Origin of the sequence: Nonomuraea diastatica (genome assembly GCF_004349015.1) — a bacterium.
In the GTDB taxonomy this organism is placed as follows: Bacteria; Actinomycetota; Actinomycetes; order Streptosporangiales; family Streptosporangiaceae; genus Nonomuraea; species Nonomuraea diastatica.
In genome coordinates this window covers 1-14511 of record NZ_SMKP01000080.1, presented here as the reverse complement: position 1 = coordinate 14511, position 14511 = coordinate 1, and the positions used below count along the sequence as shown (strand labels likewise).

At 69.7% G+C, this 14511-nt stretch carries 20 protein-coding genes; 7 read left to right on the top strand and 13 right to left on the bottom strand.

Annotation, left to right across the window (positions count from 1 at the left end; genetic code table 11):
* Positions 1 to 84 precede the first annotated feature (84 nt).
* The 3 genes from E1294_RS26440 to E1294_RS26430 all read left to right on the top strand — a co-directional run bounded on the left by E1294_RS26440 (position 85) and on the right by E1294_RS26430 (position 2030).
* Positions 85 to 777, top strand: coding sequence for a B3/B4 domain-containing protein (locus E1294_RS26440; protein WP_132512639.1), 693 nt, complete (start codon positions 85 to 87; stop codon positions 775 to 777).
* 301 nt (positions 778 to 1078) lie between these two features.
* Complete coding sequence (locus E1294_RS52930; protein WP_165977484.1) at positions 1079 to 1531, top strand: hypothetical protein; 453 nt, start codon at positions 1079 to 1081, stop codon at positions 1529 to 1531.
* An 88-nt stretch (positions 1532 to 1619) separates the two neighbouring features.
* Entirely contained in the window at positions 1620 to 2030 is a 411-nt protein-coding gene (locus tag E1294_RS26430) for a hypothetical protein (protein ID WP_132512637.1), read from the top strand.
* Between the two features lie 288 nt (positions 2031 to 2318).
* Here E1294_RS26430 and glnA read toward each other — a convergent pair whose 3' ends face one another.
* Both glnA and E1294_RS26420 read right to left on the bottom strand, forming a co-directional pair.
* Positions 2319 to 3743: a type I glutamate--ammonia ligase gene (glnA, locus tag E1294_RS26425; protein WP_132512635.1), complete on the bottom strand. Its 1425-nt coding sequence runs from the start codon at positions 3741 to 3743 to the stop codon at positions 2319 to 2321.
* Between the two features lie 84 nt (positions 3744 to 3827).
* Positions 3828 to 4373 carry a hypothetical protein gene (locus E1294_RS26420; RefSeq protein WP_132512633.1) on the bottom strand — a complete coding sequence of 182 codons (546 nt, stop codon included), beginning with the start codon at positions 4371 to 4373 and terminating at the stop codon, positions 3828 to 3830.
* Between the two features lie 152 nt (positions 4374 to 4525).
* On the opposite strand from E1294_RS26420, the gene E1294_RS26415 reads away from it, so the two are divergent.
* From E1294_RS26415 to E1294_RS54765, 4 genes are read left to right on the top strand one after another with little or no spacing between them, the layout of a single operon-like run.
* Complete coding sequence (locus tag E1294_RS26415) at positions 4526 to 4987, top strand: RDD family protein (protein ID WP_132512631.1); 462 nt, start codon at positions 4526 to 4528, stop codon at positions 4985 to 4987.
* Positions 4988 to 5043: 56 nt separating this feature from the next.
* Positions 5044 to 5682, top strand: coding sequence for a TetR/AcrR family transcriptional regulator (locus tag E1294_RS26410; RefSeq protein WP_246083295.1), 639 nt, complete (start codon positions 5044 to 5046; stop codon positions 5680 to 5682).
* Complete coding sequence (locus tag E1294_RS26405) at positions 5660 to 6124, top strand: hypothetical protein (protein WP_220447949.1); 465 nt, start codon at positions 5660 to 5662, stop codon at positions 6122 to 6124. The genes E1294_RS26410 and E1294_RS26405 overlap by 23 nt, the downstream gene beginning before the upstream one ends.
* The gene (locus E1294_RS54765) at positions 6124 to 6300 is read left to right on the top strand and encodes a hypothetical protein (RefSeq protein WP_220447948.1); all 177 of its coding nucleotides are present in this window, start codon (positions 6124 to 6126) and stop codon (positions 6298 to 6300) included. The genes E1294_RS26405 and E1294_RS54765 overlap by 1 nt, the downstream gene beginning before the upstream one ends.
* Here E1294_RS54765 and E1294_RS26400 read toward each other — a convergent pair.
* The 11 genes from E1294_RS26400 to E1294_RS26350 all read right to left on the bottom strand — a co-directional run.
* Positions 6281 to 7045: a class I SAM-dependent methyltransferase gene (locus E1294_RS26400; protein ID WP_132512629.1), complete on the bottom strand. Its 765-nt coding sequence runs from the start codon at positions 7043 to 7045 to the stop codon at positions 6281 to 6283. The genes E1294_RS54765 and E1294_RS26400 overlap by 20 nt on opposite strands.
* Complete coding sequence (locus tag E1294_RS26395; protein WP_132512627.1) at positions 7045 to 7725, bottom strand: DUF4191 domain-containing protein; 681 nt, start codon at positions 7723 to 7725, stop codon at positions 7045 to 7047. The genes E1294_RS26400 and E1294_RS26395 overlap by 1 nt, the downstream gene beginning before the upstream one ends.
* Positions 7726 to 7832: 107 nt before the next feature.
* A complete protein-coding gene (locus E1294_RS26390) occupies positions 7833 to 8648 on the bottom strand; it encodes an alpha/beta fold hydrolase (RefSeq protein ID WP_132512625.1) in 816 nt (271 codons plus the stop codon).
* Positions 8624 to 9010 carry a VOC family protein gene (locus E1294_RS26385; protein ID WP_132512623.1) on the bottom strand — a complete coding sequence of 129 codons (387 nt, stop codon included), beginning with the start codon at positions 9008 to 9010 and terminating at the stop codon, positions 8624 to 8626. The genes E1294_RS26390 and E1294_RS26385 overlap by 25 nt, the downstream gene beginning before the upstream one ends.
* A gap of 134 nt (positions 9011 to 9144) precedes the next feature.
* Positions 9145 to 9273, bottom strand: coding sequence for a helix-turn-helix domain-containing protein (locus E1294_RS58195; RefSeq protein WP_132512621.1), 129 nt, complete (start codon positions 9271 to 9273; stop codon positions 9145 to 9147).
* A complete protein-coding gene (locus tag E1294_RS26375) occupies positions 9224 to 9862 on the bottom strand; it encodes a cupin domain-containing protein (protein WP_132512619.1) in 639 nt (212 codons plus the stop codon). The genes E1294_RS58195 and E1294_RS26375 overlap by 50 nt, the downstream gene beginning before the upstream one ends.
* Before the next feature lie 98 nt (positions 9863 to 9960).
* The gene (gene lipA, locus E1294_RS26370; protein ID WP_132512617.1) at positions 9961 to 10890 is read right to left on the bottom strand and encodes a lipoyl synthase; all 930 of its coding nucleotides are present in this window, start codon (positions 10888 to 10890) and stop codon (positions 9961 to 9963) included.
* Positions 10891 to 10969: 79 nt separating this feature from the next.
* Complete coding sequence (gene lipB, locus E1294_RS26365; RefSeq protein WP_132512615.1) at positions 10970 to 11662, bottom strand: lipoyl(octanoyl) transferase LipB; 693 nt, start codon at positions 11660 to 11662, stop codon at positions 10970 to 10972.
* 37 nt (positions 11663 to 11699) lie between these two features.
* A complete protein-coding gene (locus tag E1294_RS26360; protein ID WP_132512613.1) occupies positions 11700 to 12437 on the bottom strand; it encodes a Type 1 glutamine amidotransferase-like domain-containing protein in 738 nt (245 codons plus the stop codon).
* A gap of 42 nt (positions 12438 to 12479) precedes the next feature.
* The gene (locus tag E1294_RS26355; RefSeq protein ID WP_132512611.1) at positions 12480 to 13373 is read right to left on the bottom strand and encodes a TIGR01777 family oxidoreductase; all 894 of its coding nucleotides are present in this window, start codon (positions 13371 to 13373) and stop codon (positions 12480 to 12482) included.
* Between the two features lie 330 nt (positions 13374 to 13703).
* The coding region (locus E1294_RS26350; RefSeq protein WP_181958555.1) for a 2-oxo acid dehydrogenase subunit E2 at positions 13704 to 14511 on the bottom strand (808 nt) is incomplete at its 5' end.

Below are 14511 nucleotides of genomic sequence, written 5' to 3'. Positions count from 1 at the left end.
CCGCGTCGCGCCTCCAGGGTTCCCGTACCGGGATGCGGGTATCGTGATCGGCCCGTTCTCCCTGGCCGCGACGACGAGGTGACCGTGCACTTCCAGCATTCGACCGACATCTGGCGCGACTTTCCCGGGCTGGTCCCGGGGGTGATGTCCGTGGCCGGCGTCACCAAGGACGTCCGCGTGGACGACCGGCTCGCACACTACGGCGAGATCGCCGCCAAGCGCCTGGCCACTGCCTCCGAGGGCGAGTTGCCGGAGATCCAGGCGTGGCGCCGGGCGTTCTCGGCGATGGGTCTGAAGCCGACGCAGTACCGCTGCGCGTCGGAGTCGCTGCTGCGCCGCTTCAGGAAGGAGGGTGCGCTGCCGCGGCTGCACCCGCTGATCGACCTGTGCAACGCGGTGTCCCTCGCGTACGCGGTCCCGGTGGCCGTCTTCGACGTCTCCCGGATCTCCTCCTATGTCGAGGTCCGGTACGCGGCGGGGGATGAGACGTACGTGACCTTCTCCGGCCAGACGGAGCGTCCGCCGGCCGGTGAGGTCGTCTTCGCCGACGCCGACGCGATGGCGCATGCCCGCCGCTGGACCAACCGCCAGAGCGGCCGGTCGGCCGTGCGCGACACCACGACCGACGTCCTGATCGTCGCGGAGGCCCTGCATGACACGGCCCGCGCGGACATCGAGGCGCTCACCGCCGGACTGGCCGGTGAGATGCGTGCCCTCTGGCGGGCGACTCCGGCGCCCGTCCTCCTGACCGCCTCGTCGCCACGCTTCACGTTCTGAGATCCCCGCACGGGACACCTCCGACGCGAAAACCCTAGGAATATGCCTCGAAACCAGTAAATGGTGCTCAGATCATTATTGGACGTTTGGGTTTTGACGGGACGTTTGGGTTTATAGAGGTAGCTGAGAATATGTGCATGGGTACGTCTGCTTCCGTCTGAGCACCCGAGGTGGGTGCCTGGTTTCGGCTGATCTATCCATGAATGGAAACGAGCGCGTGAATACTAGAAGTCGGCAATCGCGGACGCCGCGCCATGGGCGGTTCGCGGTACTAGCTCTGGCCGGCGCTGTCGCCGGTGTCATGTTCCTTCCACTGGGCCAGGGGATGGCCAGCGCGAGCGCGGGCTACATCGCCGTCGAGGCGGGGGGCCCGCCGTCCGCTCCGGTCCGGCACGTCTCGAAGCCGAGGCATGTCCCGAGGGAGAAGCCGATCCTGCGCAACCCGCACTGGCACCCGCCGAAGATCGACATCATCGTCCACAACCTCAACCGCAACAAGAACAAGCACCGGCGCCACCACCACCCGGAGGACGTCAAGGTCAAGGTCGTCAAGAAGGAGAACATCAAGAAGGAGGATGTCAAGAAGGAGGACATCAAGCACGACGACTTCGACCACCGTGACTTCGACCACCGTGACTTCGACCACCGTGACTTCGACCACCGTGACTTCGACCACCGCGACCTCGAGCGGGACGGCATCGACAACGGCGACGACGAGTGGTGGCCGACAGATGGTGATCTCAACGGGTGGTGACCGCGAGGGCGGTTGACACCCCGGCCGGATCCCGCTCGTTGCTGGTACAGTCGCCGATCGAACCGGGACGCCTCGTAGGAGCTGAGTGATGAGTGCCGGCATTCGATTCGACCAGAAGTCGCTGGAAGCGGCGGGGCAACACCTCCAGGACGTTTCAACCGAGTTCCAGCAGCGCACCCAGGCCCTGTTCGTGGCCGTGCGCGGCACCGGTGAGACGGCGTGGGGAGGCAGCACCGCGGGGATGGCCATGGACGGGCTGACCGATCTGCTTGAGCAGGCCTGCGCACACCTGCACGGCAACCTCCGGCTGACCGGTGAGGGCATCACGGCGATGGCCCGTGACTTCCGAGGCAGCGAGCACGCCGCACAGGAGGTCGTCGACGCGGCCGGGCCCGGTTCCACGGGCACGGCCGGGCCGGCGCCCGGCTCCACGGGGACGGCTGGGCCGGAGCCTGGTTCCACGGGGACGGCTGGGCCGGAGCCTGGTTCCACGAGCTGAGGCCCGCGTCGAGGGCGGCCACGAAACGCCTTCACCGGACTCCGGATGGTGCTGCTGCGCGGTCCGGCGTGCCGAAGGAGACGATCCACCGGAAGAGCCCGGACGGCCCGGGAGCTCTCCCACGTACAGGAACGGCCCGGCATCGCGATGCGATGCCGGGCCGTTTCTGTTCCGGTCCTGCTCCGCCAGAGGAGGAGAAAGGCCGGAGAACAACGCGCAAGGACGGGAACGTTTTTCCAGCTCAGCGCCCGTTCCAAGGAAGAGCGCCGGAGCCGGGAAACCGCGCCGTCACACGTCGTAGTAGAGCTCGAACTCGTGCGGGTGCGGGCGCAGCCGGATCGGGTCGACCTCGTTCTCGCGTTTGTACGCCACCCACGTCTCGATCAGGTCGGGCGTGAACACGCCGCCCTCGAGAAGGTAGTCGTGGTCGTCCTCCAGCGCGTTGAGCACGTCGGTGAGTGAGCCGGGCACCTGCGGCACCTGGCGGGCCTCCTCCGGCGGGAGCTCGTAGAGGTCCTTGTCGACCGGCTCCGGCGGCTCGATCTTGTTGCGGATGCCGTCGACGCCGGCCATCAGCATCGCCGAGAACGCGAAGTAGGGGTTGCACGACGGGTCGGGCACCCGGAACTCGATGCGCTTGGCCTTCGGGTTGGAGCCCGTGATCGGGATCCGGACGCAGGCCGAGCGGTTGCGCTGGGAGTAAACCAGGTTGACCGGGGCCTCGTAGCCGGGCACCAGGCGGTGGTAGGAGTTGACCGTCGGGTTGGTGAAGGCCAGCAGCGACGGCGCATGCTTGAGCAGGCCGCCGATGTAGTAGCGGGCGGTGTCGGACAGGCCCGCGTAGCCGACCTCGTCGTAGAAGAGCGGCGAGCCGTCCTTCCACAGCGACTGGTGGCAGTGCATGCCGGAGCCGTTGTCACCGAAGATCGGCTTGGGCATGAACGTGACCGTGTGGCCGTATTCGAGCGCCGTGCTCTTGATGATGTACTTGTACAGCATCAGGTTGTCGGCGGTCTTGAGCAGCGTGCCGAACTTGAAGTCGATCTCCGCCTGACCGGCCGTGCCGACCTCGTGGTGCTGCATCTCGACGTCGATGCCGCATTCGATGAGGTTGCGCACCATCTCGGAGCGCAGGTCGGTGAAGTGGTCCATCGGCGGCACCGGGAAATAGCCGCCCTTGTAACGCGGCTTGTAACCGAGGTTGCCGCCCTCGGTCGCCTTGCCGGTGTTCCAGGCGCCCTCGATGGAGTCGATGTAGTAGTAGCCAGCGTTCTGCCGCGTCTCGAAGCGTACGTCGTCGAAGATGTAGAACTCGGCCTCGGGGCCGAAATAGACCGTGTCGGCGATGCCCGTGCCCTTGAGATATTCCTCGGCCTTGCGCGCGACGTTGCGCGGGTCACGGCTGTAGGCCTCGCCGGTCAGCGGGTCGTGCACGAAAAAGTTGATATTGAGCGTCTTGTGCTGCCGGAACGGGTCGACCACGGCGCTGGCCGGGTCGGGCAGCAGCAGCATGTCGGACTCGTGGATCGCCTGGAATCCACGGATCGACGATCCGTCGAACATGAGCCCGTCGGTGAAGACGCTCGCACTGAAGTTCTCTACCGGGAAGGTGAAGTGGTGAGTCGTCCCCGGCAGGTCGGTGAACCTGACATCGACGAACTGCACCCCTTCGTCACTGATGAACTTCAGGACGTCGTCGGCGGAGTTGAACACTCTCGAACCTCCCTGGGGACTGGCCATCATGCCGACGCTAGAGCTTGGCCGTTTCCGTCCGGTGTCTCGATTGTTTCGCACGTGTTACGCGGAGTCACGTGGGCTGCGACGCCCCACATTCCCCGTCGTCGACCGAGACGTCCTCCAGCGCGTACGGGGTCCGAGGGCGCGCCGGAGGCCTTGACGGCGGGGGAAGCCGACGTCGTGCGGGTGGATGCAGCCGTCGTCCACGTCGCAGCGGGCCGGCGTCGCACTCGCGCCCAGCCGCCCCAGACGACCCGCCGGCCCGACTCGCGGCAGAGCCGCGCGCTGCCGGCGGCGTGGGTGACGAGCCTGGTACGTGCCCAGCGCGGCCCCGCCGCGCATCTTGATCACGTCGGTGGACGACTCGCCCGTCTCGGCGGGTGAAGCTGGTGACGAGGCCCCGGGTGGGCTGCCGCGTTTCAGGTCCTTGTCCGTGAACCAGTCGCGTTGCTCCGGCTTCAGCAGCTTGACGAAGGCGGCGGGCTCGTCGCCGAGCACGGTCTTCCTGCCGAGATGGGCGGCGGCCGGCAGCGTGCGCGTCCACTGCACGCCCTTGTCGACGCCGTTCTCCGAGAGCCCGCCCAGCCCCTTGGCTCGGGCGGCCACGCACACGGCGGTGGCCGGCGCTTGCGCTGTTCGCCGGGTTCGATCTGCGAGCTCGGAAGCGCGCGTCAAGGTCGTCCTTGTGTGGCATGGCGGGCCGTGACGCGGCCGGGTCACGAAGCGGACCGCCTCATCGGGCGGCTACCGTTGACTCCATGAGCGGCAAGGAACCTCGGTGGACGCAGACGTGGCTGGGCGGGCTCCGTTCCGCCGGGGTCGATCTCGGATATCCGGGGGAGCGCCTCGGGCTGCCCGAGGAGGGCAGCGGGTCGATCGCCGGCTGGGGCCGCAGGATCGCCGCGCTCGTCATCGACTGGATGATCTGCACGTGGGTCGTCGTGCAGTTGCTGTTCCGGATGAACCCGGCGGAGTCGCCGTGGGCGCCGGCGCTCGCCTTCGCCGTGCAATATCTGATCCTGGTCGGGCTCATGGGGCAGACGTTCGGGCACCGCCTGGCGGGCATCAGGGTCGCCGCGATGGACGGAGGCAATCCACGGCTGATGCCCGTGCTGGTGCGCACCGTGCTGCTCGCCCTGGCCCTTCCCGCCCTGATCTGGGACCGCGACCACCGAGGGGTGCACGACCGCGTGTCCAACACGATGGTTGTCCGCATGTGAGCGAGGAAAAACCATACCGGGTTCGAAAATGAACCCGGTATGGTTACGCTGTCCGCATGATGATGGCGGGGCTCAGGGAGCGGAAGAAGGACCAGACGCGCCGGCGCATCTCCCAGGTGGCGCTGCGGCTGTTCGACGAGCGCGGTTACGACCAGGTGACCGTCAACGAGATCGCCGAGGCGGCCGGCGTCGCCAAGGTGACGGTGTTCAGCTATTTCCCCACCAAGGAATGCCTGGTCACCGACGGAGTGCAGGACGACATGGCCGCCATCGTGACCGGCCGTCCCGAGGGGTGCTCGCCGATCGGGGCCCTGCGCGCGCACTACCGGGCGACGGCCGCGCCGGTCACGACAGACATGGACGTCGAGACGCTGATCACCAGGATCCGCGTGATCTCGTCCAGCCCCGCCCTGCTGGCCGCTGTCTACGGAGCCCAGATGAGCCGGCGCCACGAACTGGCCGCGGCCCTCGCCGGCGGCCGGGAGCCGGACCTGACGGCGCACCTGATGGCCGCGCAGATCACCGCCGCCATCACCACCCTCCAGGAGGCCTTCTTCCAGCGGCTCGCCGTGGGCGCGCCGCTGGAAGAGGCGGCCGGGCGGCTGGCAGGAGACGTCGAGCTGGCCTTCGACCTCCTGGAGCACGGGCTGACGCACACGGAAGAGGAGCAGCATGAAAAGGGGCATCAACTATGACACCGGGTTCCTCCCGGGCGACGACCTGAGCCGCAGGTCCTTCGACCTCGAAGACGTCGAGCGCGACATGCGCACCATCGCCCGCGACCTGCACTGCGACTCGGTCCGCATCTCCGGCGGCGACCCCGGGCGCGTCACCGCCGCCGCCGAACGCGTGGTGGCGGCCGGCCTGGAGGTCTGGTTCGCCCCCTTCCCCGTGGACCTGACGGAGGACGAGATGTCGGCGCTCTTCGCCGAGTCGGCCGAGCGGGCCGAGGCCCTGCGCCGCGCCGGCGGCGACGTGGTGCTGGTCACCGGCTGCGAGATCACCGCCTTCGGCCACGGCTTCATAAAAGCACCTGCCCCTACCAGGGGGCGGGCGAGCGCGGTGGCTCGGCGTGGGAGGTGCCGGAAGGCGCGGTGCGCGACGAGGGGGAGCAGGTCCGCTATTTCACGGAACTGATGGACATCTTCGAGCGGGAGGGCGTCGACACCGCCCTGTGGTTCACCTACGCCGCCTACAACAGGACCGGCGAGGCCGACCTCGGCTCCTACGGCGTGGTCAGGATGCTCGACGAGAGGAGGTGGGAGCCCAAGGAGGTCTTCCACGCCATGGCCGCTAGGTACGCGAGCAGCTGAAGATGGCCGTGCCCGGGAGATGACGGCCACGCAGCGGGCTCCAGCCACCCCACACCCGCTCGTGCCCCTCGGGCCATTCGGGCTCCAGCAGCCCGATGACGGTCAACCCCGACGTCACCAGCAGGTTCACCCAGTCGCCCATCGTGCGGTGGTGCTCGACGTACGTCACGGTGCCGTGCTCGTCGCGCTCCACGTAGGGGGATCGGTCGAAGTAGGGCCGGTCGGACGTCAGGCCGCGGGGCCCCGGATCGTCGGGGAACGCCCACCTGATGGGATGGCTCACCGAGAACACGAACCGGCTGCCCGGCCTGAGCACCCTGCGCACCTCGCGGAACACGGCGAGGGGGTCGGCCACGAACGGCAGTGCTCCGTACGCCGAGCAGGCCACATCGAAGGCGGCCCCGGCGAACGGCAGCGACTCGGCGTCGGCCTGCAGCACGGGAACGCGCAGGCCGGTTCCGAGGTCGATGCGCCTCGCGTGGAGCAGCTGGCGGTGGGAGATGTCGAACGCGGCGACCTCGGCCCCCTGCGACACCAGCCACCTGGCGCACTGCGCCGCCCCACAGCCGATCTCGAGCACGCGCCGGCCGCGCACCTCCCCGAGGAGGTGCGCGTCGGCCTCGTCCACGCCTTCGGGACACCAGACGAACCCGCTGTCACGCAGGAAGCCGCCGTGCTCGACCTGGTAGTCGTCGGCGTTGCCGTCCCACCAGCCGCGATTGGCCCGCGACGAGACCGACGGCACTAGCGCATCTTGGGGCCGCGCGGCATGCGGGCGCCCTTGGGCATCGGCCCCTTGGGCATCGGCATGTTCTTCGGCAGCGAGCGCAGGCGGTCTTTGACCTCGTTGACCGCCGGCTTCTTCAGGTTGCGCGGCAGCTTCATGATGTGGCGCTGCAGCTTGCTGATCGGCACCTGCCCTTCGCCGTCACCGCACTGGATGTCGTAGATCTCGACGCCCAGCACCACCCGCGCGACCCGCTTCTTCTCGGCCGCCAGCATCTTCGCCACCCGGTTGCCCGGCCCCTCGGACACCAGCACGACGCCCGGATAACCGACCACGAGATGGATCAGGTCCTGGTCACGGGTGACCGCGATGGCCGGGGTGACCTGCCAGTTGCCCCGCATGCCCTGCAGCACCGCCGCCGCGGCGCCCGTCTGGCCGTGCAGGATCGAGTATTGGGCCTTCTGCGCCAGCTGCCCGAACACCACCAGGCCGACGGTGAACGCGGCCAGCACACCGATGAACACCGAATACCACAAGTAGTCCGTGACCAGGCCGATCACGACGACCACGGCCAGCGTGCCCACCGCCGAGAGGAAGACGATCGGCATCCCCTTGGGATTGGCCTGCTTGATGATCTTCGCGATCATGCGGAGCTGCTTGATGCGCCCCGGCTTCTCTGGGTCCTCGGACTTTGCCATGCTCAGAAGGATACAAACCAACTGGTGCCGGATGGAAAACGCGGCCCGGCCGTTTTGCTTCCAGGCCGGATCGTGACCTTCGCCTACCGCACGCTCGCCGCTCGTCCTCACGCGGCGACGAAGAACTCCAGCAGCTCGGGCACCAGCGCCTCCGGCGCCACGTTGTGCGCCTGGCCCTCCAGCACGCGGTGCACCGCCCCGGGCACCGCCGCCGCCACCGCCTGCCCCGCCCGAGCCATCCACGCAGGGCCGGCCTCGCCGGTGAGCACGAGCGTCGGCTGCGCGAGCGCCGCCAGCCGGCCGGCGGGCAGCCGGTTACCCGGCCCCATCACAGCCGCCTCGTGAACGAGGGTGTGCGCGACCGCCTCCATCGCCGCCCAGGACGGCAGCGCACGCATCGCGGCGACGGCCTCGGGCGGCGCCTCGGCCGCCTCCACCATGAACCGCTCCACCGCCTCGCCCCGCCTGCCCGCCCGCACCAGAGCGTCGAGCTGGGCCGCGAAGTCGTCCGGCAACGGGGGCGCGCTGTCGTCCACGTGGTACAGCGGCTCCCACAGGGCCAGCTTCGAGATCTCCGGGCTCACGGCCGCCGCCTCGATCGCCAGCGCGGCCCCCGACGAGCCGCCGAACACCATGGCCGTGCCGCCCGCCGCGTCGATGACGGCGGCCAGATCCTCTACCTCCCGCTCGACGGCGTACGGCCCGGTGTCGCCGCTGTCGCCGCGGCCCCTGCGGTCGTAGTCCACGACCGTGAACCGCGGGGCCAGGGCGGCCGCCACGCTCGCCAGCGTGGCGTGCCCCCTGTCGGTGAAGGCTCCGTTGACCAGGACGAGGGCCGGTCCCGAGCCGTACCGGTCGAAGACGATGGCGGTGCCGTCCGCCGAGGTCGCCTTGCCACTCAGCCGGCGGGCTGGATCAGGCACAGCGCCTCCCAGTGGTGGCCGTCGAGGTCGGCGAAGCCGCGCTGGTAGCGGAAACCGTCGTCGGGCTGCACGCCCGCGGGCGTGGCGCCGAGCGCCAGCGCCTTGTCCACCAGCTCGTCCACCTGCGTCGGGCTCTCCACGCCGAGCACCAGGATCGACTCGGTGGTCTTGGCGGCGTCGCCGATGTCCTTGGTGATGTACTGGGCGAACCCCGGCTCGGTGAGCAGCATGACCTGCGTCTCCTCACTGATGATCACCGACGCCATGTCGGGGGACGCGCCGAACAGCTGGAAGCCGAGGCCGGTGAAGAACTTCTTTGACCGCTCCAGGTCCTTGACCGGGAGATTCACGAACAGCTGCATGTCCGAGACCTTTCGCCGCTGGGGAGGAACACCCATGAGTCTGCCGACCCGCGGCTCCCGGGTCTTGGATCTGGACGCCAGGCACCTTGACGTTCAGCGCACTGTGCTCAGAAGCGCGTCGGCACGCATGGTGCTCAGAGCGCGACGGCGCGGCGGTACTCCGCGGGCGGCATCCCGTACGCGCGCCGGAACAACCTGCTGAAATGCGCCGAGTCAGGCAACCCCCACCTGGCTCCGACGCTGCTCACGGACAGGTCGCGCATCGAGGCGTCGGCCAGGTCGGCGCGGCAGCGCTCCAGGCGGCGCTGGCAGCAGCGGGGCGGCGAGCGCGGCGGCGCCCGTCTCCGCCGTGATGGGCAGCGCCGTCAGCTCGGACATGGCGCCGGGAGGCAGGGCGAGCAGGTCGTGCGGCAGGCTGAACACCGCGAGCTGCACCGCCCCGTCGTAGGCCAGCTCGTACGGGCGGGTGAAGTCGTAGATGGCGAACTCGTCGCGGCGGAGCTGGGTGGCCCGGCCGTCCTGGGAGATCCGGGGGCTGCCTGACACGGCCAGCACGACCCGGTAGACGTCGGGGTTGTCGCGGCGGATCAGGCCGGGGGTGCGGTGAACGCTGTGCGGCGTGGAGGTGCGGACCCTGCCGACGCCCACGGAGCCGAGCTGGCCGAGCTCCATCTCGCCCCGCAGCGGGGCGTCGGGGTCGATGCGCAGGTCGAGCGGGCCGAGCGTGTCACACACGAGGGCCCGCCAGGCGTCGTGGCGATTTCTGGCGGGTAAGTCGCTGGTGCGGATCAGAACGGCCATGCCCGTCATCCTCCCGTCGGCGGCCCTGGCCATGCTAACGCCGGCGGACATGACAGCGCTGTTACGACTGCGCTGTCACGACAGGCTGAAACGACGGGGCTGAAACGACAGGGCCCCGGGCGGTGCGCGCCCAGGGCCCTGTCAGCCGCTCAAGCGGTCTGGCGCGCCTCGACGGCCTGCTTGTAGAGCCTGCCCGCCCGGTAGGACGAGCGGACCAGCGGCCCGGACAGCACTCCGGCGAACCCGATGGCCTCGGCCTCGGCCTGCAGCTCGACGAACTCCTCCGGCTTCACCCACCGCTCCACCGGGTGGTGGCGCGGCGTCGGCCGGAGGTATTGGGTGATCGTCAGCAGGTCGGTGCCGGCGGCGTGGAGGTCGCGCATGGCCCCGGTGATCTCCTCGCGCGTCTCGCCCATGCCCAGGATCAGGTTGGACTTGGTGACCAGCCCGGCCTCGCGGGCCGTCGTGATCACCTGGAGCGAACGGTCGTAACGAAAGGCCGGGCGGATGCGCTTGAAGATCCGCGGCACCGTCTCGACGTTGTGCGCGAACACCTCGGGCCGGCTGGAGAAGACCTCCTCCAGCTGGTCGCGGTTGCCGTTGAAGTCGGGCACCAGCAACTCGACGCCGCAGCCGGGCAGCAGCGCGTGGATCTGGCGCGCGGTCTCGGCGTAGAGCCAGGCGCCGCCGTCGGGCAGGTCGTCGCGGGCCACTCCGGTCACGGTCGCGTAGCGCAGGCCCATCTGCTGGACGGACTGGGCCACCCTGCGGGGCTCGTCGCGGTCGTATTCCTTGGGTTTGCCCGTGTCGATCTGGCAGAAGTCGCAGCGGCGCGTGCACTGGTCGCCGCCGATGAGGAAAGTGGCCTCGCGGTCTTCCCAGCACTCGTAGATATTGGGACAGCCCGCCTCTTCACAGACCGTGTGCAGACCCTCCCTGCGCACCAGCGACTTGAGCTCGGTGTATTCGGGGCCCGTCTTCAGCTTGGTCTTGATCCACGGGGGCTTGCGCTCGATAGGGGTTTCGGCGTTGCGCACCTCCAGGCGGAGGAGCTTTCGGCCTTCAGGAGCAACGGTCACGTCCTCAGCTTACGTCTCCCCCGAACCGCGCCGTCCGAGGGGGCGTACGCGCTCACGTGACGGTCGGGTGCCGGCACGGTCACCGGCGGAGGAGGTCCTCCTCGTGCAGGTCGTACGGCTCCATGCCGAGCGCTTCGGCCAGCCGCTTCTCTGCGATCGGCATGACCTCCTCGACCACGATGCGGCGGCCCGTCTCCGCCGACAACGAGGAGACGCCCACGCCGGGGATGCCGCACGGCGTGATGCGGTTGAACCAGCGCGGGTCGTTGGCACAGTTGAGGGAGAAGCCGTGCATGGTGACGCCGCGCGTGACGCGCAACCCGACCGCGCCGAGCTGGCGATCGGGCAGGCCGAGGCTGGGTTCGCCGGCCGCCCAGACGCCGCCGCGCCCCCGCACGCGCCTGGCCGTGACGCCGAAGTCGGCGCAGGTCTGGATCATCACGTCTTCCAGGCGGCAGGCGTAGGCGACCACGTCGGTGATCGCGACGACGGGGTAGGCGACGAGCTGCCCGGGGCCGTGCCAGGTGAGCCGGCCGCCCCGGTCGACGTCGATGACAGGGGTGCCGTCGGCGGGCCGCTCGTGCGGGGCGGTGCGCTTGCCCGCGGTGTAGACCGGCGCGTGCTCCAGGAGCAGGACGGTGTCGGTCAGCTCGCCGGCGACCCGCTTGTCGTGCACCCAGCGCTGCAGCGACCAGGCCTGCTCGTAGGGGACGTCGACACCAAGGCGGACGATGGCGAGTGCGTGGGGATCGTCCCCGTGGATGGGGCGCATGAGCCTATTGTGCCGTTCCCTTACCTTCGAAGGGTAATCAGGGGGTCAGCAACCGTGGCTCGATCCTGACCTCCTTGACCCCGCTGGCGCCGTCGTGCTCGAGCTTGTAGGCGTAGCCGCCCGGCTCGACGGTCACGGCCTGGATGAACTCGGTGCCCACGTAGTGCAGCCCCACGCCCTCGTCGGCGGCGTATCCGCCGGGCAGCTCGCCGCCCGCCACCGACTTCTGCAGCAGGTCGCGGCGCTGCGGGTCGGAGTCGTAGTGGACGCCGCATGAGTAGGGCAGCAGGGCCATGCCCTCGGCCCACACCTGCAGCTCCGGGCCGAAGGAGTCGGTGTTGCCCCCGACGTGCCAGCACAAGGCGCCCGCGCTCTGCCCGGACAACACCACGCCCGCCCGCCACGCCTCGCCGAACGCCTCGTCCAGGCCGTGCAGCCGCCACAACGCCATCAGGTTGGCGACGCTGCCGCCGCTGACGTAGATCATGTCCTGTTCGAGCATCCAGGCCCGGGGATCGGGCACGTTGGGCATCGGGAACACCGTCAGATGGCTCAGCTCGACGTCCCACCCGGCGAAGGCGCCGTACATCTTCAGCAGCCAGTCGCTCGAGTCGCCGAGCGCCGTGGCGACAAGGCCGAGCTTCGGGCGGTCCTGTCCGGTCAGGTCGAGGCCGTAGCGCAGCAGCGGGCTCGCCTCGATGAAGGAGTGGCGGTTGCTCGGGCGGAACGATCCACCGCCGATGGCGAGGATGTGCGACTGTCCTGACCGGATCATGTCAAGAATCTCCCGACGTGCTGAAAGTAGTGGAACGGCATCCTAGAGTACGGCGCTGAGCGCCGCACCGAGAGTGGTATGTGCGAAGCGGTAGTCAGAGGCGGACAGCTTCGCCGGCAGGACCCGGTGCCCGGGGAGCAGCGCCTCGCGGGCGAACTCACCGAGCCCCGCGGAGAGCGCGAACGCCGGCACGGGGAGTGGCATCGTGCTTCTGCGCAGGGCTTTTCCGAGCGTCCTTGTGAACTCGGCGTTGGTGACAGGGGAGGGCGAGGTGAAATTGACCGGCCCGTCCACGTCCTGATTTTTCAGGACATGGAGCGCGGCCCTCACCCAGTCCTCCACGCTGATCCACGACCAGTACTGCTTCCCCGACCCGAGCGGCGCCCCCAGCCCCATCCTGAAGATCGGCAACATCCTTCCCAGCGCTCCGCCCCGGCGGCTCAGCACCAGCCCCGTACGCGCGAACGCGGTCCTGACCCCCGCCTCCCTGGCCCGCTCCGCCTCGCCCTCCCACGCCGCACACAGATCCGCCAGGAAACCCTCGCCCCGGCCCTGGCTCTCGTCGATCAGCCGATCCCCTGTGTCGCCGTAGAAGTCGACGCCGGACGCCGACAGGAGCACCCTGGGCGGCGCCTCCAGCTCCCGCAGGGCGTCGACGAGCACCCGGGTGCCCTCCACCCGGCTGGCGACCAGTTCCCGTTTGTACGCCTCGCTCCACCGCCGGTCGCCGATCGGCGCTCCGGCCAGATGGACCACGCCGTCGGCGCCCTCGAGCGCGGACAGGTCGATGACCTGCTCCCGCGGTTGCCAGTAGGCCTCACCGGCCCCGCGGGGCTCCCGGCGTACCAGCCTGACGACCTCCCGGCCCTCGGCCCGCAGCGCCTCGGCCAGCGCCGAGCCGAGCAGCCCCGACGCCCCCGTCACGATGATCGCCATCATTCCAATGTACGCCGCCGCCTTCCCGGCGGCGCGCCACCACCGCACACGTGTCGGCCCGACTATGGCTGGGGAGGCGGCGGCACGCCGCGCGCTGTCGCGGGCCGTGCCGCTTCGCGACGTCGCGCTCCGCCAGGGAGACGCGCGGCCCCGTGAGCGTCGCGTCAGCGAGTCGCGCTCTCGCGAGTCGTTCCCGCGCCGAACCTCGGCGCCGGTCTGCGGGCTCTCGCGGCCGGGCACGGGCCCGGTGTACCGGCCGTGTGGGGGCAGGGCCACATGCGGACGCCGGGCGGCCCGTGAGGACCGCCCGGCGTCACGACACCCCTGCGTCTACGCGAGCCCGAGCTGGGCCTCGAAGCGGCCCTCCTCGAGACGGCGCTTGACCGTCGTCAGGAAGCGCGCCGCGTCGGCGCCGTCCACCAGCCGGTGGTCGTAGGTCAGCGCGAGGTAGACCATCGACCGCACGGAGATGGCCTCGCCCTCCGGCGTGTCGATCACCACGGGCCGCTTCACGACGGCGCCGGTGCCGAGCATGCCCACCTGCGGCTGGTTGAGGATCGGCGTGTCGAAAAGGGCGCCCCGGCTGCCGGTGTTGGTCAGCGTGAACGTGCCGCCGGTGATCTCGTCAGGGGTCACCTTGTTGGCGCGCGTGCGCTCGGCGAGGTCGGCCGTCTTGCGGGCGAGCCCGGCGAGGTTGAGGTCGCCGGCGTTCTTGATGACCGCCGCGATCAGGCCACGCTCGGTGTCGACCGCGATGCCCAGGTGCTCGACGTCGAAGTAGGTGACCTCCATGGTCTCGTTGTTGATCGTCGCGTTGAGCTTCGGGTGCTGCTTGAGCGCCTCGATGGCGGCCATCTCGAAGAACGGCATGAACGACAGCTTGACGCCCTCGCGGCGGAAGAAGTCGGCCTTCGCCTGCTCGCGCAGCCGCGCGATCTTGGTGACGTCGACCTCGACCACGGTGGTGAGCTGCGCCGCCGTCTGCAGCGACTCGACCAGCCGCTTGGACATCGTCTGGCGCAGGCGCGACATCTTCTCGGTGCGGCCGCGCAGCGTCGTGTCGACCTCCACCGGCTCGGGCGGCGCGGCGGCGGCCGGAGCCTGGGCCTGGGCCGCGGGGGCGGGAGCGGCGGCGGGC